14 protein-coding genes and 2 pseudogenes are annotated in these 23,701 nt (G+C 34.8%); 13 read left to right on the top strand and 3 right to left on the bottom strand.

The genetic code is table 11. From position 1 onward, the window contains the following. Positions 1-29: 29 nt before the first annotated feature. From C1Y58_RS07985 to C1Y58_RS27175, 3 genes are all read left to right on the top strand, one after another. A complete protein-coding gene (locus C1Y58_RS07985; RefSeq protein ID WP_105615487.1) occupies positions 30-2,318 on the top strand; it encodes an excinuclease ABC subunit UvrA in 2,289 nt (762 codons plus the stop codon). A gap of 57 nt (positions 2,319-2,375) precedes the next feature. Next, positions 2,376-3,353 (top strand): serine hydrolase domain-containing protein, encoded by a 978-nt coding sequence (locus tag C1Y58_RS07980; protein ID WP_105615486.1) that lies wholly within the window; start codon positions 2,376-2,378, stop codon positions 3,351-3,353. 70 nt (positions 3,354-3,423) lie between these two features. Next, positions 3,424-3,633, top strand: a complete 210-nt coding sequence (locus tag C1Y58_RS27175) for a hypothetical protein (RefSeq protein WP_242985359.1) — start codon at positions 3,424-3,426, stop codon at positions 3,631-3,633. On the opposite strand, the pseudogene C1Y58_RS26870 reads toward C1Y58_RS27175, so the two are convergent. After that, positions 3,586-4,451: pseudogene (locus tag C1Y58_RS26870) on the bottom strand (oxidoreductase); the annotation flags it as partial. The gene C1Y58_RS27175 and the pseudogene C1Y58_RS26870 overlap by 48 nt on opposite strands. 439 nt (positions 4,452-4,890) lie before the next feature. On the opposite strand from C1Y58_RS26870, the gene C1Y58_RS07965 reads away from it, so the two are divergent. Then, positions 4,891-5,118, top strand: a complete 228-nt coding sequence (locus C1Y58_RS07965) for a Crp/Fnr family transcriptional regulator (protein ID WP_105615483.1) — start codon at positions 4,891-4,893, stop codon at positions 5,116-5,118. Between the two features lie 170 nt (positions 5,119-5,288). On the opposite strand, the gene C1Y58_RS07960 is transcribed toward C1Y58_RS07965, so the two are convergent. Together C1Y58_RS07960 and C1Y58_RS07955 are read right to left on the bottom strand one after the other, a co-directional pair. Beyond that, positions 5,289-6,626 carry a sulfatase family protein gene (locus C1Y58_RS07960; protein ID WP_105615482.1) on the bottom strand — a complete coding sequence of 446 codons (1,338 nt, stop codon included), beginning with the start codon at positions 6,624-6,626 and terminating at the stop codon, positions 5,289-5,291. Between the two features lie 101 nt (positions 6,627-6,727). Continuing rightward, a complete protein-coding gene (locus tag C1Y58_RS07955) occupies positions 6,728-7,582 on the bottom strand; it encodes a helix-turn-helix domain-containing protein (protein ID WP_105615481.1) in 855 nt (284 codons plus the stop codon). Between the two features lie 440 nt (positions 7,583-8,022). Here C1Y58_RS07955 and C1Y58_RS07950 point away from each other — a divergent pair. The 9 genes and pseudogenes from C1Y58_RS07950 to C1Y58_RS07910 form a co-directional block, all read left to right on the top strand. Further along, a pseudogene (locus C1Y58_RS07950) lies at positions 8,023-9,465 on the top strand (sulfatase-like hydrolase/transferase); the annotation flags it as partial. Beyond that, positions 9,465-12,194 (top strand): alpha-mannosidase, encoded by a 2,730-nt coding sequence (locus C1Y58_RS07945; RefSeq protein WP_105615479.1) that lies wholly within the window; start codon positions 9,465-9,467, stop codon positions 12,192-12,194. The pseudogene C1Y58_RS07950 and the gene C1Y58_RS07945, both read left to right, overlap by 1 nt. A 315-nt stretch (positions 12,195-12,509) precedes the next feature. Continuing rightward, a complete protein-coding gene (locus tag C1Y58_RS07940; protein WP_105615478.1) occupies positions 12,510-14,825 on the top strand; it encodes a DUF3604 domain-containing protein in 2,316 nt (771 codons plus the stop codon). Positions 14,826-14,945: 120 nt separating this feature from the next. Then, the gene (locus C1Y58_RS07935; RefSeq protein ID WP_105615477.1) at positions 14,946-16,412 is read left to right on the top strand and encodes a sulfatase family protein; all 1,467 of its coding nucleotides are present in this window, start codon (positions 14,946-14,948) and stop codon (positions 16,410-16,412) included. A 139-nt stretch (positions 16,413-16,551) separates the two neighbouring features. Continuing rightward, positions 16,552-17,697 (top strand): GntR family transcriptional regulator, encoded by a 1,146-nt coding sequence (locus C1Y58_RS07930; RefSeq protein WP_105615476.1) that lies wholly within the window; start codon positions 16,552-16,554, stop codon positions 17,695-17,697. 259 nt (positions 17,698-17,956) lie between these two features. Then, the gene (locus C1Y58_RS07925) at positions 17,957-20,572 is read left to right on the top strand and encodes an alpha-mannosidase (protein ID WP_105615475.1); all 2,616 of its coding nucleotides are present in this window, start codon (positions 17,957-17,959) and stop codon (positions 20,570-20,572) included. Between the two features lie 129 nt (positions 20,573-20,701). After that, positions 20,702-21,904 carry an enolase C-terminal domain-like protein gene (locus tag C1Y58_RS07920; protein WP_105615474.1) on the top strand — a complete coding sequence of 401 codons (1,203 nt, stop codon included), beginning with the start codon at positions 20,702-20,704 and terminating at the stop codon, positions 21,902-21,904. A gap of 26 nt (positions 21,905-21,930) precedes the next feature. Next, entirely contained in the window at positions 21,931-22,686 is a 756-nt protein-coding gene (locus C1Y58_RS07915) for an SDR family NAD(P)-dependent oxidoreductase (RefSeq protein WP_242985358.1), read from the top strand. Then, entirely contained in the window at positions 22,679-23,701 is a 1,023-nt protein-coding gene (locus tag C1Y58_RS07910) for a lactonase family protein (protein ID WP_105615472.1), read from the top strand. The genes C1Y58_RS07915 and C1Y58_RS07910 overlap by 8 nt, the downstream gene beginning before the upstream one ends.

Here is a 23,701-nt window from a genome sequence, read left to right as displayed (position 1 = left end):
ATGCAGCAAATCAATTAAGAGGTGAGCATATGGAAGAAATCAAGATTCATGGAGCACGAATCCATAATTTGAAAAATATTAATCTAACAATTCCCAAGCGTCAACTTGTGGTCATAACTGGTATCAGTGGTTCTGGTAAATCGAGTCTTGCATTTGATATCCTATTTGAAGAAGGCAAGAACCAGTATCTAAGTTCGATTGGTATACTGGCTGGGCTTGATAGTCATGACAAGTTCGATATGTTAGAAGGAATAGGTCCAACGGTGGCGGTACACCAGAATACAATCAGACAGAGCAATCCCCGTTCTTCAGTTGGTACCAAGACCGGGATTCTTAACCAGCTGGCTCTTGTTTATGCCAGTGACGGAAAATCTTTGGATGAGCAGAGTGAACATCTCTCTCCAGGTTTTTTTCTTTACACAACAGCCGATGGCATGTGTCTTAGTTGCAAGGGGAGTGGATTTTATTATGATATCAATCTGGAGCAATTGATTCCTGATCAAACAACAACCCTCATGAATGTCTATGAGAGTATGAAGGTAACAACAGGTTTTTTAAGGATTTTAAAGAAGAAATACGGCATGTATTTTGAGACTCCATTCTGGGAACTTCCAGAAGATATTCAAGGTGAAGTGGTCTATGGAACATATGACAATGGCAAACAAAGCTATTGTCTTGAGAGAATACTAAGAAATGCTTATGAAAAGGGCGAGGATGTAGAGGAGGTCTATGCAAAGACCACTTGTCCGGTCTGTCAAGGGGAGCGAGTAGGTGAAGAAGCGAAAGAAGTACTCCTTGGTGGAAAGCAAATTGGCGAGCTGGGACAGATGACACTGTCTAATCTTTTCTATTTCTTAGGTGAAATCCCCCAAGAAGATCTATCTCAGTTTGGTAAGAACGTGATAAAGAATGTGAACAAGAAAATAAAGCATCTGATCAAATCTTCCTTAGGACATCTGACTCTATACCGGGAAATGGTTTCCTTAAGCGGTGGAGAGGTTCAGCGTATTTTTCTCCATCTCCATCTGGAGTCCAGATTGGATTCCCTGATCTATGTCCTAGATGAACCGATGGCAGGGTTACACCCATCTGAGAAGCTAAGCATGATTAATGAAGTAAAGACACTAAGAGATCTGGGTAATACAGTGATTATAGTAGAGCATGACAGTGAGATGATCCGTCATGCTGATCATATTATTGAGATTGGACCCAAGGCAGGTGTAGAAGGAGGAACAGTGGTCTACCAGGGGGATTATAAGGAATACGTGAAAGCGAACACTCTACTTAGTCAGTATTTTTCCGGTCAATATTTAATGCCAGAACGAAGGGTTAAAAAGCATGCTATCGTTAAAGAACACTGTCTAACTTTGAAACATGCCAATACCCATTATTTAAAGGACTTAACAGTAGATTTTCCGCTTCATGCAATGGTTGGTATTGCTGGACAATCCGGAAGTGGCAAGAGTTCTCTGATTGAAGAAACGCTTTTAAAACGACTTACCAGTGCTATGAAATATGGTCATGCACCTGGTGTTGTAGGAGTAGAGGGGATTAGTGGTTTTGTAAAGGTATCTCAGGAGCCAATTGGAAGAAGTGCTAACTCCACTCCTGCCTCTTATATTGGTATTTGGGATAAGATTCGTGGACTTTTTGCTAAACAGTCAGAAGCAAAAAGAAGAAATATGAGCGCAGGACATTTTTCCTTTAATTCTAAAGGGGCATGTCAAGAGTGTGGTGGGAGTGGTTATAAAAGGATATTTCTGACCTCTAGCTTTTCTGTAGATAAGGTCTGCCAGACATGTCATGGCAAGCGTTTTAATGAAGAATGTCTTTCTGTAGACTATAGCGGAAAAAACATTGCCGATGTGTTAGAGATGAATATTACAGATGCGATTTCATTTTTTGTAAATCAGAATAGCATTGTGAAATCACTGCGTATCTTAGAGCAGATGGGCATGGGGTATTTAACACTTGGTCAACCATCTTCTTCATTAAGTGGTGGTGAGGCGCAGAGAGTGAAACTTGCTAAAGAGTTAGGACGGAAATTAAAGGGTAATATGCTTTATGTGTTAGATGAGCCAACGACGGGGCTAAGCCTATATGATACGGCACTGCTACTAAAGTTACTAAATCATCTAGTTGACAGCGGTAACTCAGTGATTGTCATTGAGCACAATGTAGAGGTGTTAAAGAGCTGTGATTATATCATTGAACTTGGGCCGGAAGGTGGGGACAAGGGTGGCGAGATTATTGCTAAAGGAACACCAGATGAACTGAGAGCCAACCCGAATTCCAAGACAGGAAGGTATCTTGCATGAAGATTGAAATGTTGATGAAAAAAGAACTATTTCAAATTTCGTAAGAAAGGAAATCATATGAATCAAAGAAAAAAGATATGGTTAGAAAAGCTAATATATAGTAGCTATAACAATACCACAGGCATAGTTGTACTTAAAGACGGTAAAATATTATATGAGAAGTATTTTAATGAATATAGTGCTACTAATGCTGTTCATGTAGCTTCGGTAACAAAAAGTATTCTTTCTGCTTTGATTGGTATTGCCATTGAGAAGGGACATATTAAAAGTATAGAGCAGAAGGTATTAGACTTTTTTCCAGATTACACTGTTAAAGCAGGTGAAAAAACAATACAGAGTATTACGATTAAGGATATGCTAACTATGACAGCCCCGTATAAATATAAGATAGAACCTTATGAAGAATTTTTCACCAGTGAAAACTGGATCAAAACTGCACTTGATTTATTAGGAGGTAAAAGGCTGACTGGAGAATTTATGTACTCTGCCATAGTAGGAACGCATATTTTATCGGGCATTCTTGTAAAAGCAACAGGGCAATCAGTGATTGATTTTGCTAAAGAAAATTTGTTTTCAGGAATTGGAATTCATATAGGCGACAATGTAGTGTTACACAATAAAGAGGAACATATTGCTTTTTTCCAAGATAAAAATGCCAGAGGTTGGGTTACTGACCCACAGGGAATAAATACTGCAGGCTTTGGTCTTACATTAACCCCTGTGGATATGGCAAAAATAGGCCAGTTATACTTATGTTCAGGAGTATGGGAAGGTACACAAATTGTACCCGCATGGTGGATAGAAGAGAGTATAAAGGAACATAGTCGATGGGATAAGCTGTCATATGGTTATCTTTGGTGGATTATTAATGAAAAAGAAAAAATCTATGCAGCCATGGGAGATGGTGGAAATGTGATTTATGTCAATGCAAAGAAAAACATGGTTATTTCCATTGCTTCTGTTTTTGTCCCCAAGGCTAAGGATAGACTAAAGCTTATTAAAGAGTATATTGAACCAATGTTCGAAAGTTTGTAATAATAATCCTAATGACTATAAAAAAGTGGTATTGTCATAGAACACACTAGTAGATGGCACCAAACGAATTGTGTATGTCTCCTGTGATTCAGCAACTTTAGCAAGAGTTTTCGAATATCTTGTTGAATATGGATTTGATGTTGGTGAAGTACAATCTGTTGAAATGTTTCCGCATACGACTCATGTGGAGACCGTTGTTCAACTTACTAGAAAAGAAGAAAGGAAGCCGACTGCTATATTCAACAAGAGTTACGTTATGACCTCTTTGTGCAGCATATAAAGCGGTTACCATTCCGCTTTGGCCTCCACCAATCACCAAAACTTTCTTGCTGATATCAGCCTTTACAGTTTTAAACCCTTCTTTGCCCACCTCAGGATTTACTGAACATTCACAATAGCCACTAGGTATTTCCTTTGTTAGACACTCTAGGCATCTTAAGCATGGACGTATTTCTTCAGGCTTACCTAATCGTGCTTTTCTAGACCAGTATGGATCACCGATAAGTGGTCTACCAATACCGACTAAGTCGACCTTTTCATTTTCTAAGATAGATTCACATGTATCAAGATCTAATAATGCACCATCTACTGAAACTGGAATATTGACATGTTTTCTTACTTCTGCTGCATATTCCAAACCCATTTTAGTAGGATCAACATAGGTTGGCATCTGGAGATATAGACCGTCATAACTACCCATTCTTAAATGGATTGAAAGAATGCCCATTTTTTCTAAAGTTTGCGCAATGACAATGACATCTTCTTTTGTTAAACCATTTTCAATACCTTGGTTCATAGAGATACCAGTAATCAATGGAAAATCTTCACCCACATTTTTCTTAGCTTCTTCAACTCATTCAATCATAAATCGCATTCTATTCTCTATGATTCCACCGTATTCATCTGTTCTTTGATTCCAAGCAGGAGATAAAATTGATCGATGAGATGTGTATAGGCATGAATATAGATAAAGTCAAAACCTGCCTCTTTAGCATGTTTTGCTGCTAGACCGTAAGCTTTAACTAGGCCATGGATTTCATCTTTTGTAAGGGCTCTAGTTTTTACATTTGGCAAAAAGAATAGAGGTGTTTCTATCATTGTTTTTTAGATACGTTTAAAGAATTTGAATACTTATTTCAGGGGAAAGATTTTAACGAGGTAGAATTCAGTACTGGTGAGTTACTACCAACAGTAAATTCATATGGACAAAAGGTGTTTTATTTAAAATCTGGAAGAGTAAGTTTGATGTGTTCTAATTCAGATGGTAAAGTGTACTCTATATTACGCATGTCAAAAGGTAATATGAGTCCTTTTAATTATCAAACAAGTGATATGTTTAACTTGAGCTCATCTTTTAGTATACAGGCGCTCTCCACTGTTAAGGCTATTTCCTTTCACATAAAAGTATTTAAGAATTTGTTTTCAAAAATCCAGATTTTGCGTTAGCTTGTCTAAATTACTCAGCAAAACTGAATAATTTATTTCAATATGAAATTATGGCGCTTTCCGTTATGGATTCAAAAAAAGAATATACGAAATGATCTATATGCTACATCTTTATGGTACCCACACAAATAAAACGATACTTAATTTTACACAGGAAGAAATAGCAGAAGAATTAGGCATATCAAGAATTCAACTTGGAAGAGTATTAAAAGAGTTGCATGATGAAGGAATTATCTCTACAAAACGAAATAGAATCATTATTGAAAATTCCAAAGCATTAAAAGATAAGTTTGATCAAGTGATCATAACTAAACAATGAGGCAGTTAGAAATAAGGTATTGTAGATGTTATTGAACGCCTTACTTAGTGATCTACGATTATCGATTAAAAATTATAAGAGCCTTAGAGGCTCTTTTTTATGTAATTTGAAATATACAGGTCACTTTAACTTATAGTAAGTTGCTCAGGGTAATTATTGTAGGATATTTCTTAGTATTCTGTAGGTACTCTAAAATTATCACCAGTTCTATTAATCCAATCTTTAAGCTTTGATTTTAGATAATTTCTCTTTTTTTGGTATAAACTATTGTGAGCCATATTAACAAGTTCAAAGGGATCTTCGGTAAGATTAAATAGTAACCAGTCACTATTCTCAAAACATGCATATTTCCAACCATCATTTGATACAACTGCTCTCCAAGGCCTATCACAACTATTATGATGATAAGTAGGTATAACAGATTGGATAAATGCAGAATCTGGTTTATCAACCTTAGGTCTTTCTAAAAGTCTATAGCCTGAATAATCACTACCTTCCATCCAATCAGGCTTATCTATACCACATAAACCAAGACTAGTTGGACCAATATCTACATGATTTATTAGGATGTCAGAGTCCTTATTTATAAAACCGTCGTAGTGAGTGGTTATTCCACTAATAATAAATGGGATGCGAATAGATTCTTCGTATACCGTTGTTTTATGGTATTGACCATGAGAGCCTTGCATATCTCCGTGGTCTGAAAAAATAATAATGTGGGTATTGGAGTATAAATCGTTCCTCATTAAGGCTTCAATGATTCGACCAATGTTCCAATCAAAATTCTCAATCTGTGCATAGTAACCTGCAAGTTCACGGCTTGCTTTACTTCTAATCCATTCAACGTTAGGGACATTTTTACGAAATTCAATATTTCCAGCATTATAGTTTCTAGAGAATTGTTCTGGCGCAACGTAAGGGTCGTGGGGAGGTTGAATTGATAATACAGAGAAGAATGGTTGAGGCTTTTCACTTTTAGTGATCTGTTCTTCCATGTGGGTGATAAACATATCTGTAAGAACATCGGTTTCATAACCATCCAATCTATATGGTTTATCAATATTAGTGCCATGAACCCATGTATCCCATTGACTGTTATTGTTTTCATATCCTACCCAGTGACTAAACCCACCCCTTCTATGAGGAGGAACAATGTGATGAGTTGAGCGACCAGTACTTTCTCTAAAACCATCAAGATGCCACTTCCCAAAATAGGAGGTACTATAACCTTTCTCGTTAAAAGCATGGGCAATTGTTTTTGCATTCTCTGGCATTTGATATTGATGCCCTGGAACACATTTATGGGGGTATGTACTTGTTAACATAGAACCTCTAAAGGGGCAACATAATGGATAACCAGAAACGGCTCGATTAAAGTTAACACCAAGGGCAGCAAGGCGGTCTAAATTAGGTGTGTATGCATTAGGGTCTCCATTACACCCAATGGCCGATGCCCTTAATTGGTCTGCAACAATCCAAATAACATTTGGCTTTTGCTTCGATTTCATTGTATTCACTCCTTAAATAATATAAATGATATATATATTATATAATTAGTAAAATTCCAATGTCAGTGGCAATAGGAACTTAATAAGTGGCAAAAATAGCACTATTTATCTCTGTAAGAACCAGGGGTTATAGACATATATTTTTTGAACATTCTATAGAATTGTTTTTTATCGGAATAACCAACCTCTGTAGCTATGTTCTCTATACTATAGGTGCTATTTTTAAGTAATTCTAGACTATCATTGATACGTTTATTATTGATATAGTTTGTTAAACTTTCACCATAACATTCTTTAAAGATTTTGCTTAGATATGAAGGATTATAAAAATTATTGGCTGCGATATCCTTTATGGTTATAGGTTCTTTATAGTGCTTTTCAACATAGCTAATGACTTGTGGTAAAAAGGTTGACAATTCATTCTGGATGTGACTTCTATTATTTTTACTTAAATGTCTAAAAATTATTATAAATATGATTTTAATATAGGCTTGCAATATTGTCTTATACCCCTTATCTTGATCAACACTTTCATCTATTATTGAATTGAGTAGATGCTCTAAGTCCACAAGATCTCTTCCTTTAAATTGCATGACCGGGGAGATTCCATCTATATATATGTTAAACTCATTAAAAGCGCTAATAGATAGGAAATCAAGCATATTTTGACTATTTATCAGATTATAATCTATAAAATCAGGTGGTATGGCAATATTCACAGTCTCAATTTCACCCTCAGCATTAACAGCATGGGCATCACCAATATTAAAGAATAGAAGATGACCTCTTTGTAAAGGATATTCAGTTTCGTTAATGATAAGGGTACCACTACCACTATAAAAATAAACCATCTCAAAATATTTATGCTGATGAATGTACATAGTATTAGAACGACGAACTTTCTTTACCTTTATATCATTAGATGGGTTTTCAATATAAGGAATTTTCTTATTCATTTACATATCTCCTTAGTCTTAATCTAGTGTACATTATACCGTAGTTCAACCTATAAACCAATATAACAAACCTTATTTTATAATTGTCTTAACAAAGAATAGGTAAATATTAGGAAATGTTATTTTCTAATCTTAGTAAATTACGTTTTTTCATTGAAAGGTTTATAATAATTTATCACATAAGAGAATATATCAAAATAAACAAAAATGAATAATAGACATACCTAATATTGACTTTTATTGCTTTTGGTTATACAATAAATCTAAAATGATCTATTATTAGCTAGAATTATAAGCTGAATTATTGATTAAATGATATATCATATTTTTTTTATTTACTAGTAAAGTTATAAAAGGAGAGAGCAAATGGAGCAGAAACCTAATATTATTTTAATCTTTACTGATCAGCATCGTAGAGATGCTATTGGTTTTATGGAAGTAAAGTAGTTAAAACGCCAAACATCGATCAACTTGCTAGTGAAGGTACAGTATTTAAAAATGTATATACTGTGTATCCTGTATGTACCCCTGCAAGAGCATCTCTACAAACTGGGGTATATCCTTGTAGACATGGTATGCAAAACAATATATATCAACCTGGTTGTGTGGTTCATGAATTGACAGATTCCCCTAGACTATTAAGTCGTCAATTAGTGGCAAACGGATACTCTGCTGGTCATACTGGGAAATGGCACTTAGGTTTTGGAAGTGCTGCCCATAATGATCCTTGGTATGAGGATGAGAGTCATGATGTGGAGGGTTCATTAAATGTAGTGGATTACCCTAATTTCTATAGAGTGGGTAGCTCTTTGCCTACAGATCTTGGGTATGAAGGAGATAATTTCCCAGGACATGGTGGTGGTGGACATTCCTATAAGCAGTACCAAGATTACCTTCAAGCAAATGATTTATCCCACATATTAAAAGATCCTAACAGTAGCACCACAGAGGTTATTTCTCCTAAGGAATCAACTATTGACTATTTTTTAACTGAACCAGCTATCCATTTTATTGACCGTTTTAATCGACGAGAAAGACCTTTCTTTTTTGGTCTACATTTCTGGGGACCTCATGGACCAGCATATGTTCCTAGTAAGTATTATGAGCGTTATCGAAATATGAACCTTGAACCTTGGCCATCATTTTATGAGGATCAAGAGGACAAACCTATGATTCATAATATGAAAAGAAGCGTAGGGGAGTGGGAGAGTTATGAACAGAAAATTAAGTATACCTTTGCCTACAGCGAATTTATTGATGATGAAATAGGTAGATTAATTGAGAAATTGAAAGATGATGGGATTTATGACAATTCATATATTATTATGAGCTGTGATCATGGAGATTCATTAGGGTGTCATGACGTTTTGTCTGATAAAGGTTTCCATATGTATGAAGAGACCACCCATATACCGTTAATTATTAAACTTCCAAAATGTGTGGAATGTAAAAGTCAGGTAGATGAACTAGTAAATACTACAGATATTTATTCAACGATTTTAGATATGGCTGGTGTATCAACAGATTTACATGAAAGGGATGGACGATCCCTATTACCTCTCATGAAAGGTGAAGAGGTAAAGGATTGGACAGATTGTGTTGTAACAGAGTTTACTGGTCTTGGATATTCTGCGTGTTCTCAACGAATGATACGGATAGGTGACTATAAGTATGTATTCAATGCTGGTGATAAGGAAGAACTCTATCATCTTAAACGTGATCCTTATGAGCTAAAGAACCTTAGTAGAGAGGTTGAATTTGCTAAATTAATTACAGAAATGAGACATCGACTTTATGAGTGGTTGAAAGCTCACAATGATAAATTTAGTAATGATTTTAGAACCTACATACAGGCAATGCAAAATGAAAGAGAGGTAATGTAATGAAAACATTTAATGTCATATCCCATACACATTGGGACAGGGAATGGTATTTTCCTTTTGAACAATTCAGGCTTAAGTTGGTTGATACCATAGATAATGTATTCAATATTCTAGAGGAAGAACCAGAATATATTTTTCACCTAGATGCACAAGCAATCGTCTTAGAAGATTATCTTGAGATTAGAACAAATAAGAGAGCTCAATTAGAAAAGTACATAAAAGAGGGTAGATTAATTGTTGGACCATGGTATGTACAAAATGATTTCTATCTTACAAGTGGTGAAGCAACAGTTAGAAACTTATTAATTGGTAAAGAAATTGCTGGAGATTTTGGAAAATGTGATGATGTGGGATATGCACCTGACCAGTTTGGCAACATATCTCAACTACCTCAAATTTTGCAGGGATTTTCAATAGATAACTTTATATTTGGTAGAGGATATCAATTTTATGATAATGTAGATGGTGAAGAAGTTTTAGCAAAGTATAATACTGAGTTTGTTTGGCAAGGACCTGATGGCAGTCAGTTACAGGGAATATATTTAAGATGTTGGTATAATAATGCCCAAAGATTCTCAGAGAATATAGATAGCTCCATGGCTTTACTTGCACAGAATGAAAATTCCTTTGAGGGGATGGTTCCTTCAAATGAGTTATTAATGATGAATGGAGTTGACCATCTTCAAGCCCAAGAAAATCTATTACCAATTATTAAAAATATGAATAACGCTTTACCAGATGATAAACAAATTATTCAAACGTCTATGCATGAGTACATTAATAAGGTTAAGGATTTCTATGAGGCACACCCTGAGGAAAGAGCTAAATTGAATATTCATAATGGAGAGCTTAGAGCAGGTAAAAATACAAATATATTACAAAATACGCTATCATCACGAATTTATCTTAAGAAAGAAAATGCTAGAATACAAAATCTGTTAGAAAATTATTTAGAGCCTTTATACACCCTAATTGATGCCAGTGGTGCTAAGGATAAATATCCCCAAGAACATTTACGTTTTATGTGGAAGGAATTGATTAAGAATCATCCTCATGATAGTATTTGTGGTTGTAGTCATGACTATGTTCATAACAATATGGAAGATCGATTTAATAGAATTACTGTTTTTGGGGAAGAACTGCTGAAGAGAGGTATGGACTTTTTAGGGGCACATATTAATAGAGATAATCTTAATAAGGATGATAATATAATATGTGTTTTTAATCCCCTACAAGATGTTCGTAGTGAAGTTGTAAATGTAGAAGTTGATTTTGCTGAAGAAGAGAATATTGAAGGTATTAGGCTTTATGATCCAAGTGGTAATGAGATACCTTTTATTGTTACAAAGAAAGAACGTATAAATAAAGATATTTATAGCTCAATAAATTTACCTGGTGTAAGAACAGTAGATAGATTATTCTTACAATTCGAAGCCAGTGATATTCCAGGTATAGGATATAAAGTTTATACGGTTAAAAAGTATAAAGGTTCACAGAAATTAAATGTGACAAAAGAGATGTTTGTTTCTGAAGGAGAGCTAGAAAATAGTCATCTTAAAGTAACCATAACAGATGATGGGGAAATTAACCTGTTTAATAAAACTGATGGAATAACTTATAAGAATATCCTTACAATAATCGATGAAGCTGATGTTGGAGATCTTTATAGACAAAGAAAGCCAAGAGGAGATAAGTTGTTCGCTGTCAAAGATTTGAAGCCACAAATTAAGCTGGTTACAGATAATGAACTTGAAAAATCTTATAAATTGTCTTATGACTTTATGTTGCCAAAGGACTATGACTTTGAAAGGGATATAAGAAGTCAGGAATTAGTTTTAAATAAATTAGATATTACCTTAAGTCTTAAAAAGGGCATGGAATGGTTAGATATTAAGTTTGATATAGACAATAAATCCATTGATCATCGAGTAAGAGCCATTATTAATACGGGAATGAAGAATGACATATCCAATTCATTAATACCATTTGATATTGTTTCAAGAGATAGAAAAGAGATTCTAAATGGCATTAATAATGGAGATCAGCCAAATTCAGGATTCATAAGTGTATCTGAGAATAACCAAGGAATTGCTATTCTAAATGAAGGGATATACGAATATGAACACTACATAGAGGGTGAAGGAAGCATTGCCCTTACATTGCTGAGGAGTGTAGGTTATATTGCTAGATGGTACGATAGATTAGAAGAGATTAGCCCTAAAATGATTACACCTGGTGGGAATGTCCTGAGGAAAATTAATATAGGTATGGCAATCTACCCATATGGAGAGGATAGTTCAGGGGAATTGCTTAAGTGTACTAAAGCATATCAATGCCCGGTTTTACCTTATGTACAGTCAGCAGACCTTACAAAATATGTTGGAGGAAGGCCGGCAGTTCAAGGGACTTGGGTATCTGAGATATTCTATAGAGAAGATAAGTATAAGTATGTAGATTATAAGCTAGAAAAAGGATTTATTAAAGTTGAAAATGATAACGTAGTTATATCTGCATTTAAGAAAGCTGAAGATGGAAGCGGTATAATACTGAGAGTATTAAATGGTGAAGATAAACCAAATACATTTAGTTTTACCTACTGTAATGAAATTTCTAGTCTTGAACAAGTCAATCTTAATGAAGAAAAAATAAAAGAGCTTTCTTATACAAATGGCAAGATGGATCCTATAGTATTAAAATCAAAGGAAATTTTAACTGTTAAATTTAACTAATTAATTAATAAAATATTATTACAATACCTATCATAAGAGACTAATACGGTTTTATTCACTGTAATCGGTGTCTTAGTACCTATTAGTTTCTTATTATTTAAAGTAATAATCGTACATTAAATAAACTACTAATAATAATGGAGATTACTTTAGCGCCTAAACATAGGGGGAAGTGTCCATTTGTTCATGGATCACCTATATTGGACTTGGTTTATCATTTAATTTGAGAACAGTAACCATCTTAGATGATTACAACTGAAAGAAATTTTTATGTAAATAATTTTATTTAGTTTTTCAGAAAGAGAGTTGAAAGTAATGAAGGAAAAATTGATATTAACTAAAAATTCGAATGTTGTATACCCGGTGGAAATGATTAATGATGAATATGTGACCTATACAGAAAGCAATTGTTCAAATGATGGCTTAGCCAGTAACAGTATTGTATATATACAAAACATAAATAGTGGAGAGAAGGTAGCTTTGATGGAAGGCGAGGATTTTAGCTCTCCAACAAGCTATTGTTATAGAGATATAATATATATAGCCTTTACTAGTTATAGTCAAGGTGAAAAAAGCGGCTATCTTATTAAGTGTAATGGATTAGTAAAAGAAGATGAGGCTTGTGTAGTTGGTAAGGGGAAGAATGATAATATTGAATTATCTGTACATAATGACAAAGTTTACATCTGCTGGGAAAGATGTTGTGAGGGTAGAACAAAAATACTAATGAAAAACATTGGAGTAGAGTTGCCTATTGAGAGTCTAGAAACAGCAAAAGAGATTTCTGTTACAAAACAATGGGAAAATGGCTACAAACCAGCAATGATTTCTGATGGTAATTATTTGTACATAGCTTATGAAAGCTTCTTTTACAACAGGTATCATATACTTTTACGTGTTGTAGACAAGGGAACTATTACAGATGCCATAGATATAGGGTCTAAGAATAATAACGATCAAAAACATAGAATGGCTATTAGACAAGGACGAGTAATAGTTGTTTTTGAGAACTCATGGCCTTTGTATAAAGGTTATAAGTGGCATGATACAGTTTTAATGCCAGGCTTCGGACATGGATGGAAGGTAGAGACAACTATGGGGATGGCTAATGTTAAATATGTTAATGGTCATTTTGATGTTAAGCGTTTAAATGATAAAAAATGCAAAACACCTACAATACTATCTGATGAGACGAAATCAGCAGGCTGCCCATACGTGTATATAGATGAACAAGGAGTTATATTTGTAAGTTTTGTTGAAATGATTATTGATAATTATGGAAAAAGATGGGAAGTTAGAGTTAAATATTTCAATGGGAAATGTTGGGTTACCTTTGAAAATAACAGTATTAGTCAGTTACAAAGAGTGGCTACCAAGATATATAGAAATGACCAAGATAATTGTTTCCGTTTTGTAGGCATCAACTATGATGGAGAGTTAAGTGAACAAAGAGAATGGACGCAAAATAATCAGACTATGATAAGTGCCATCTACGAAATTCCAATGCCAATTATAACAGATATTGTAGGCTATGAGTGGATTGATGAAGAGCCAAAGATTCTTAAGGAGATAGAATTACTTCAAGTTAAAAGATTTGAGACTCATGGTATAGAAGGTCATAAAAATCTTTACTGGGGAGATTTACACATGCATACTAATTTATCTTGCTGTTCACTTGGAGGTTCATTTCATTGTGTTGAAATAGAAGATAAATATTGTTTCTGCAAGGATGTAGGGCAGCTTGACTTTGCTATGATTACTGACCATGATTCTATGGACCCACAAGAGTGGATTCGAACTAAGCATAGAGCAGATGCTGCAAATATTCCCGGTCAATTTGTTGCCTTCCAAGGCTTTGAATGGACATGTACCCATCATACTGATAAGATTAATTTTGGGCACTATAATATTTTGTATAAAGGAACAGGACCCTTGTTAAAAACGACCGGAGAGAATGCAGACCGTATTGATATGGTATGGGATATATTAAAAGATACAGAGTGCTTGACTATACCTCACCATCCAAGTGACAGTTCCCATCTATTAAATTGGGAGTACTTTAACGAAGAGAAAGAGACTTTGGTTGAAATATTTCAGGTGAGAGGATCTTATGAATATGATGACTGTGAGATGAACCCAAATAACTATGGGAGGGAATACAAAAAGAATGCTTCTGTAAGATATGGATTGAATTTAGGTTATAAATTTGGATTCACTTCCGGTGGTGAACATGAAGGGGTTGGTGTAACAGGGGTATATGCAGATGATTTGACACGTGAAGGTATATACAATGCACTGAAAGGCCGTCATACATTTGGAACAACAGGTGATAGAATCCGTCTAGAGTTTCGAGTTAATGGTTACCTTATGGGAAGTGACTTAGGTAGTATGTCAGGAAATGTAGAGTTGACTGCGAAGATATTCGGGACAGATTTAATTGATTATATCTATATCGTAAAAGATGGAAAAGAAATCAAGAGATACGAGGGTACTGGAAAAGATATGGAAATTAATTGGAGAGATTCAAGTGAGAATATAGGTGAGGGTCATCATTATTACTATGTTGGTGTAAGGCAAATGAATGATCAAATGGCCTGGGCAAGCCCCGTTTTCTTATCTCATCAAGAGTAGGAACAAGAGAAATATCATTTATGAACAAATACCTAAAGTAATTTTATGAAACATTAGCATATTGTGAGGAAAGAATTAAATACTGAAGCAGTTAATAAATAAGTGAAGGAGAAAATAAAAATGGAACAAGTCAATAAAAAGAAAGCTCCTAATATTTTATTAATTCATGCAGATCAACATAGATTTGATTGTCTAGGAGCATATGGAAATAAAGATATTAAGACACCAAATATTGATTCACTTGCAAGAGATGGTGTTGTGTACAATAATAGCTTCTGTTCATTTCCGGTGTGTACACCCTCTCGCTACTCGTTGTTATCAGGATTACAAGTGAGACAACACAGTGGATGGACAAATCACTGTACCTTACCATCATATATTAATACCTTTCCTAAGGTTTTAAGGAGTCAGGGCTATCAAACAGCTTCAGTAGGTAAAATGCATTTTACACCAACTTACCTTGATGTAGGATTTGATAAAATGGTGTTATGTGAACAGGATGGTCCAGGGAGATTTGATGATGATTATCATAGGGAATTAATGGATAAAGGGCTTTGGGATAGAAATGATTTAGAGGACCAGAGAGCTGAATATAGGGAAAATGCCCCAGAGGAATATTGGGATTCATTAGGGTCAATGGTATCTAATCTGCAAGATGAGTACCACAGTACAAGTTGGATTGGGAGAAAAGCACTAGAAGAGATAACCGAATGGAAAGAAGATGGCAATTTGCTAATGGTTGGGTTTGTTAAGCCTCACCACCCTTTTGACCCTTCTGAATCATGGAGTGATTTATACGATCCAAATGAATTAAGTATACTTCCTGGATGGACAGAGGCGTGTCTAGAAAGGGATTTAGCATTTAGCAAAGGTTACTTTCCTCATGATGATAATGATGAAGCCAAAGTAAAGAAGGTGATGGCCTACTATTATGCAAATATATCTCATATTGATCATGAAGTAGGTAAGATGATTGCACTATTAAAGGAAAAGGGGTTATATGATAATACGATTATTATATACACCAGCGATCATGGTGATTATATGGGTTTTCATCACCTTATGCTAAAAGGTAATTATATGTACGATCCAGTCATTAAAGTGCCATTGATAATTAAGTATGTAAACAGTAATCAAGGTGGGGGTGTAAGTGAACAACTTGTTAGTAATATTGATTTGGCTTCCACAATTGTTCATTTAGCAGGAGTAGAAAAACCAGAACAGATGGAGGACTATAATATTTTAGAGGATAAAAGAGAATTTGTTGTATCCGAATCTGGACATCAAACTGAATACATGATACGTGATAGTAGATATAAATTGTTATTATCTAAGGATGAAAATAAATCACTGTTTTTTGACCTAGAAAATGATCCTCTTGAATTGGAGAACAGGTATTATGATGAAGCATATCAAGATGCAATCAAGAAGTTTAAAGAGAAACTTAGGCATTGGGCACTCTTTGAAGTAGTTATACCAACTAGTCTTGATGAGTATGCTGATATAATAAAACAAGATAATGCTCTAGGTTACGATGTAGAGCGTAGGGGAACAAGTGAACAGTACTTTAGAGAAAAAATGAGATAACTATACTTGAGCTAGGAGTATTTAGAGCAATAAAAAAGTATATTTATTTATCATGTTGACAAAGTAGTTTACTTTATGGCAATATAGATATATCAATTTAAAAGATATAATAAATGAAATATGTGAGTAAGAGGTTAATATGGAAAAAGATAATAAACTATTATATGAACAAATTGTAGGATACTTGAAAGATAAAATAGAATCAAAAGAATTAGTAGAGGACGATAAACTACCTACTGAATTAGATTTGGCTGAACATTTTGGAGTTAGCAGAATCACATCTAAGAGAGCTTTAGAAGAATTAAGGATACAGGGATTAATCTATAGGATAAGAGGTAGTGGGAGCTTTGTAGCACCACAAAAAGTGACTTCAAATGCTGTCTATAATACTAATACAACAGTAAAACCTACGAATATTACGAATATTATATCTATCGTGTTACCATTTGATGCTTCCAATGGTGGGATGATGGAGACTATTAAAGGTGCATCGGAAGTTCTTAGTCAATATGGATATTTCCTAAGTATACATAGTTGTCAAAGGGATTTCGAAAAAGAAAGGGACATTTTGAGCAACTTATTTGATCAGAAAGTTGGAGGGGTTATTCTCTACCCTATCTCGGATAGAGAGAATCTAGAGGTAATTAGTAAATTTTACATTGATCAATTTCCTATTGTAACCATTGATAAGTATTTTGAAAGTATTCCTATAAGCTATGTGGTAAGTGACAATGCTAAAGGGGCTTATAATTCAACTAAATACTTGATTGATTTGGGACACCAAAAAATAGGGTTTATATCTGATGAAACCATTGAAAGTGCAACTTCTATACGAAGGCGTTACTTTGGATACTGTCAAGCATTGAAAGAAAATGAAATAAGTATAGATGAAAGGTATATTAATACTGGTTTTGCCCCTTGTAGGCAGCAGGTAGTAGAGTATGATAAGCAAAAGTATAATACTATAGTTAATAAACTTATAACTAATGGCGTAACGGCTTTTGTTTGTGTAAATGATTACGTAGCATCAGCAGTGATGCATTCTGTTACTGGGCTGGGGTTTGAGGTGCCTAAGGATATATCTATTGTTGGTTTTGATGATATTGAAATTGCAACCCATCTTCAAGTTCCCTTAACGACTGTTTCTCAAGATTTTTATGAAATGGGTAGGAAAGCGGCTACCTTACTATTAGAGGATTTTGAGCAAAAACATAAGTATAATGAAATTGTTCTGCCAACAAAAATGGTCGTACGAAATTCATGTAGTCATTGCATTAAGAATTAAAGAGCTAAATGATAATAAGTAAATAAAAGTGATTAAGTGTGAAAACACTATGGCAAGATGAAAAATGTCATAGTGTTTTTATTTATGATGGATTAACATTGCTACTACATAAAAGATATGTTCAATATAAAAACAACATAAAAATACCTAAATTAGATATATCCAATATTGACTTTAGGTGAAATTATATGTATAATTAAACAAAAACGCGATAATTATGAGTAAAAGATATATCATAATTGTTAGAAGGAGATAGAGTATGAAGGAAGTATATATTGTGCCCCATTCCCATTGGGATAGGGAATGGTATCTACCATTTGAACATCATAGACTTCGATTAGTTTGGTTGATGGATGAACTATTGGATACCCTAGAAGTGAATGAAGAATATAAGCACTTTCATCTTGATGGGCAAACAATCGTAATAGATGACTATTTAGAAATTAAGCCTCATATGAAAGAGAAGATTATTAAGTATATTGGTGAAGGTAGGTTATCTGTTGGACCATGGTACATTTTACAAGATGAATACTTAATAAGTGGAGAAGCTAATATACGTAATATGCTTATTGGATATAGGGAAAGTGCTAAGTATGGAAAGGTTTGCAAGGTTGGTTATTTTCCAGATGCTTTTGGTAATATTTCTCAAGGGCCTCAAATATTAAAGGGGTTTGGTATTGATAATGCCGTGTTTGGAAGAGGGATTAATTCCGTTGGATTCAACAATACAGTGGTTAGTAAAACAACTGTTGAAGAATACCCTACAGAACTTTTATGGCAGTCTCCGGATGGTTCCTTGGTTCTTGGTGTGTTTATGGCTAATTGGTATAACAATGCGATGGAAATTCCAGAAAACAAAGAAGAGGCTATTGAGTTTTTAAAGAATGCGATAAAAAATTCTACTAAATTGGCAACTACAGATCGTTTGCTTTTAATGAATGGTTGTGATCACCAACCTCCTCAGGTAGGGCTTCCTGAAATTATCAAACAAGTACAACCTCTTATAGGAGATGTACATTTGATGCAGAGTGGACTTGAGAACTATATTGAAGACCTTAAGAAAGATGTAGGTACATTAAAAACATATGAAGGAGAAATGAATGGTCAATTTACAGATGGTTGGTGGACCTTATGTAATACAGCTTCTGCTAGGGTCTATCTAAAGCAAATGAATCATGAGAGCCAAAGTTTATTGGAGAACTATACAGAGCCGGTAGAAGTATTAGCCTATATTAATGGGAAGTCCTATGAAAAGGAAATGATTACCCATTCATGGAAAAAGCTATTACAGAATCATCCTCACGACAGCATATGTGGGTGTAGTGTAGATGAGGTTCATGATGAGATGGTAACGAGATTCAATAAAACTATGCAGTTATCGCACGCATTATTAGATGAAAGTCTAGAATACCTATTTGGAGAAAGAATCATTGAATCAATTGATGTAGAAAAGATTAGTTTTAGTGTCTTAAATCCTTCTAACTGGTCTAGAAGTGGAGTAGTGGAAGTAAAAATAGATGTACCTAATGATCAGGAGCTAAAAAATCCAATTGTCATTGATAAAGATGGAAATGTGGTTCCAGCATCTATTGTTGATAAAGGTGTTGCTTTTAATTACAGACTACCAAAAGATAAATTTAGGAAAGTAGATTATGTACATAGGTATCAACTACATGTCCTAGTGAGTGATATACCACAACTTGGAATGGAACGCTTTTGGTTAAAATCTGATGATAGTGAATTATCGTTTATAGGAACTGATGGGGATAAAGCAGAAGCAGATTTACCATCACTTGAAAATGATTTCTTTATCATAAATATTAATAAGAATGGTTCCTTAGTTATTACTGATAAAGAAACTGGTAAAGTCTATCAAGACATGAATGTCTATGAAGATGTTGGTGATGTTGGTAATGAGTATATCTTTAAGTCTCCGGAAAAAGATTGCATAGTAACGACGAAGGACTCACATGCGCTAATTGAGGAGGTAGTCAAGAATTCGCTTAAAACAGTATATAAAATTACCCAAGAGATAAGCCTGCCTATAAAATGTGATAAGAAAACATCTAAAAGAGTTGAAGAAATGATTAAGTCAACAATTATCACAAAGGTTACCTTGGTGTCAAATGTAAAACGCATTGATATAAAGACAACCATAGATAATAGATGGGAAGACCATCGTTTCAGGGCTTTATTCCCAACAGGGTTAGAATCAACGTATCACTATGCCCATGGACAGTTTGATGTCATTAAAAGAACCAACGTACCATGGGAAGGGTGGAAAAATCCTTCATATTGTCAAAAACAACGCTATTTTGTTGATATGAATGATGGTGCGACAGGTCTGATGATAGCTAATAAAGGCTTAGCTGAATATGAAATATTAAATAATGATACAATTGCTCTTACTCTATTAAGGTCTGTAGGGGAATTAGGAGATTGGGGAGAGTTTCCAACACCTGGTGCTCAATGTATTGGAGAGCAGACAGTGGAATACTCAATCATTCCTCATGGTGGAGATTGGTGTGAAAGTAAGGCTTATAGAGAAGCTTATGAACTCAACTTACCTTTAATCGCTAAACAAGAGATTGATTCAACTAACTATAATGAAACATTTCCTTTCGCTTTTAGTGATGATAATATTGTGGTTACTGCAATTAAAAAGTGCGAGGAACGAGAAAGTATTGTTGCTCGTTTATATAACATCTCAAATGATATGATATCTTTTTCCACCTCCTTAACAGACTTGGTTAATGAGGTATATGAAGTTAATTTAAATGAGGGAAGATTAGTGAAGATGGATATAAAAGGTAAATCAATGGTAAATGAAATTAAAGGGAAAGAAATTAAAACCTATGAATATGTGCTTAAGTAATTTGATAATAAACTAGCATTGATTCTTTAATACACTATGTAGAGTTCCCTTCTATAATAAGAGAGGTTTATAGGTAAAGAATAATGTTCAGGGTTATGAAATTATATTAAATTAAGAAGGGATAATATAATGTCAGGGATTAAGATTAGAGATGTGAGAGTAATCTTAACTGCACCAGAAGGCATAAACCTTATTGTGGTTAAGGTAGAAACTACTGAACCAGAACTATACGGCTTAGGGTGTGCGACATTCGCCTATAGGGAAAAGTCGGTACTAAGTGTTGTTGAGGATTATCTTAAACCATTACTTGTAGGTCGAGATGTAGCTGATATTGAAGAGCTTTGGCAGCTGATGCATCAAAATGCATATTGGAGGAACGACGGTATTAGCAACAATGCAATCTCAGGTGTGGATATTGCATTATGGGATATTAAAGGTAAGATGGCTGGTATGCCGGTATATGACTTATTAGGAGGGAAATCTAGGACAGGAGTAGCTGTGTATCGCCATGCCAGTGGAAAGGGCTTAGATGAAATTCTAGAAAGTATCCACCGTTTTATGGATAAGAAAGTTAGGCATATTAGGATTCAATGGGGTGGTTATGGTGGGGAAGCGAAGAGTCTTAATAAACCTGAAGGGGTTCTGGAGGGGAGGTATTATTGTCCTGACCAATATAGGCATAATGCATTAAGAATGTTTGATTATGTTAGAAGTAAAATAGGATTTAATATTGAATTACTCCATGACACTCACGAACGCCTTTCGGGGATAGATGCTGTTAGATTAGCCAAAGAGCTAGAACCATATAAGCTATTTTTTCTTGAAGATGTCCTTTCTCCTGAGCAAGGAGAGTGGCTCAAACAGCTGCGAAGTCAGACGTGTACACCTATTGCTATTGGGGAGTTATTTAATAATCCAAAAGAGTGGGATTATTTAATAACCAATCGCCTCATTGATTTTATACGTGTACATATAAGTCAAATAGGTGGGATTACACCAGCTAGAAAATTGGCTATATTCTGCGAGCAATTTGGTGTAAGAACTGCATGGCATGGTCCGGGAGATGTATCACCAGTTGGACACTCTGCAAATATTCATTTAGACATGACTGCAAGAAATTTTGGTATCCAAGAATGGAGTGGTATAAGTGAAGTATCAGAAGAGGTCTTTCCTGGGGTCCCTGAGCTTAAAAATGGTTATGTCTATCCAAATCAAAAGCCAGGTCTAGGTATTGATGTTAATGAGGAGTTGGCAAAGAAATATCCAGTGACAACAAGGATAACTAAGTGGACTCAAACTAGGTTACCTGATGGTACATTAAATACACCATAAAAAAGTAATTAGTAAGGAGTTATCTGATGAGAAAAAAGGCATTTGTAACAGGGGGGAGTAGAGGAATTGGGCGTGGAATAGCCATTGTCCTTGCCAAAGAAGGCTATGATATAGCTTTTACATATAATAGTCGATTAGACGAAGCTGAAAGTTTAAGCCATATTATTGAAAATCTTGGAGGAAAGGCTTACTATTATCAAGCCAGTATGGAAAAGGATGGCGTCCCAGAAACCATCACAGAAACAGCGGTTAAGGACTTAGGTGGCATAGATGTTCTTGTGTGTAATGCGGGGGTTACAAGGCATGATAGCATACTAAAGCTTACAGAGGATCATATTGATTTTCTTTATAAGCTTAATTTTAGAAGTTATATGATGTGTGCAAAAGTTGCGGCAAATCACATGGTGAAAGAACAAGTAGAAGGATCAATTATATTTATATCATCTACAAGAGGGATATCAGCTCATCCGGAAGATAATATCTATGGCTCGTTTAAAGCAGGATTAATTCGCTCGGTTCAATCTGTAGCACTAGAATTATCTGAATATGGAATTAATATTAATGTTGTAGCCCCAGGAGCTACTGCGATTCGTGGTGATTATTCTATGGAGCAATTATCTAAGGGGTGGGCTAAAAAAATCCCCATGAAGCGATTAGGTACACCAGAAGAGGTCGGACATTTGGTGAAGTATCTTGTATCAGATGTAGCCGAATATATAACGGGTGAAACAATTAGAATTGATGGAGGATTAATTCTGCCTGGAATGAAAGAAGTTGAGTAAAAGTATGGAAATTGATTTATTGGTTTCTGGCTATGGAGGGGGAGATACCCCATCTATTTCGTTGACTAAATTTGATGATAAGTTACGCTCTTGGGATGTAACGTGGAATAGTTATATTAGAGCATCCTCCTTTTTGAGTGAGAGTGCTGGGTTACTTTTTGGAATTACAGAAAGAGAAGGTTGCTGCTGTGTCTATATGTATAAAGAAAGTGTAAATGGCTATGAATTTTTAGATCTTATTGGGTTAGAATGTGGACAGTTATGTCATGTGCAGTATCTTCCTAAAAATAAGCTACTAATAGGCTCTAGTTATGAAGAGGGTGTTCTATTTTCTGTTGAAGTAAATGGGGAGAAGTTTGGTGATGTAAAAGATTATATTATTACAGATGGAAACTTAGAAGGTGAGAGTCGTATCCATTGTGCTATTACTAGTCAAGGTGAGGAATATCTTTTTGCTACCAATATTGCAACGGATGTGATATATAAGTATCATTTGGTTTCTAAAAAGTTAGTAGAGGTTGATGTGTTAAAGCTTCCTGCAGGAAGTGGGCCGAGACATTTAGTTGTTGACGATAACCGTGAAATGTTGTATGTAAATACAGAATATTCAAATAAAATCATTGGTATTAGGTTTGATGAAGTTAACTTGAGTATTTGTCAAATAATCAGCACCTTACCAGATACCTATACCCAGGAAAGCTCTGGTTCATCAATTTGCATGAGTGATGATGGGCGATTTATTTATGCAGCTAATAGAGGACATGATTCAATTGCTATTTTTGCTATTGACAATTGGGGCATATTAGAGTGTAATGGCTATATTCATTGCTGTGGACATTGGCCCAGACATATTGCTCTAATTGGCTCTGGTAACTACATGGCTATTGCTAATCAGTTTAGTAATCGAGTTGTTATTTTAAAAAGAGATGCTATAAATGGTCTATTGGGGGATAAGGTCAAGGAACTTGAGATTGAGAAGCCTAGCTTTGTAGATAGTATTAATAGACATATCTAA

Source organism: Vallitalea okinawensis, from assembly GCF_002964605.1.
Classification (GTDB): Bacteria; Bacillota; Clostridia; order Lachnospirales; family PQDH01; genus Vallitalea_A; species Vallitalea_A okinawensis.
This window is presented reverse-complemented; position numbering and strand designations above follow the sequence as displayed.

Excerpts from the sequence above, each read along its gene's own strand:
- C1Y58_RS07985 (WP_105615487.1), top strand. The coding sequence starts at position 30 with ATGGAAGAAATCAAGATTCATGGAGCACGAATCCATAATTTGAAAAAT.
- C1Y58_RS07980 (WP_105615486.1), top strand. The coding sequence starts at position 2,376 with ATGAATCAAAGAAAAAAGATATGGTTAGAAAAGCTAATATATAGTAGC.
- C1Y58_RS07965 (WP_105615483.1), top strand. The coding sequence starts at position 4,891 with ATGATCTATATGCTACATCTTTATGGTACCCACACAAATAAAACGATA.
- C1Y58_RS07960 (WP_105615482.1), bottom strand. The coding sequence starts at position 6,626 with ATGAAATCGAAGCAAAAGCCAAATGTTATTTGGATTGTTGCAGACCAA.
- C1Y58_RS07955 (WP_105615481.1), bottom strand. The coding sequence starts at position 7,582 with ATGAATAAGAAAATTCCTTATATTGAAAACCCATCTAATGATATAAAG.
- C1Y58_RS07945 (WP_105615479.1), top strand. The coding sequence starts at position 9,465 with ATGAAAACATTTAATGTCATATCCCATACACATTGGGACAGGGAATGG.
- C1Y58_RS07940 (WP_105615478.1), top strand. The coding sequence starts at position 12,510 with ATGAAGGAAAAATTGATATTAACTAAAAATTCGAATGTTGTATACCCG.
- C1Y58_RS07935 (WP_105615477.1), top strand. The coding sequence starts at position 14,946 with ATGGAACAAGTCAATAAAAAGAAAGCTCCTAATATTTTATTAATTCAT.
- C1Y58_RS07930 (WP_105615476.1), top strand. The coding sequence starts at position 16,552 with ATGGAAAAAGATAATAAACTATTATATGAACAAATTGTAGGATACTTG.
- C1Y58_RS07925 (WP_105615475.1), top strand. The coding sequence starts at position 17,957 with ATGAAGGAAGTATATATTGTGCCCCATTCCCATTGGGATAGGGAATGG.
- C1Y58_RS07920 (WP_105615474.1), top strand. The coding sequence starts at position 20,702 with ATGTCAGGGATTAAGATTAGAGATGTGAGAGTAATCTTAACTGCACCA.
- C1Y58_RS07915 (WP_242985358.1), top strand. The coding sequence starts at position 21,931 with ATGAGAAAAAAGGCATTTGTAACAGGGGGGAGTAGAGGAATTGGGCGT.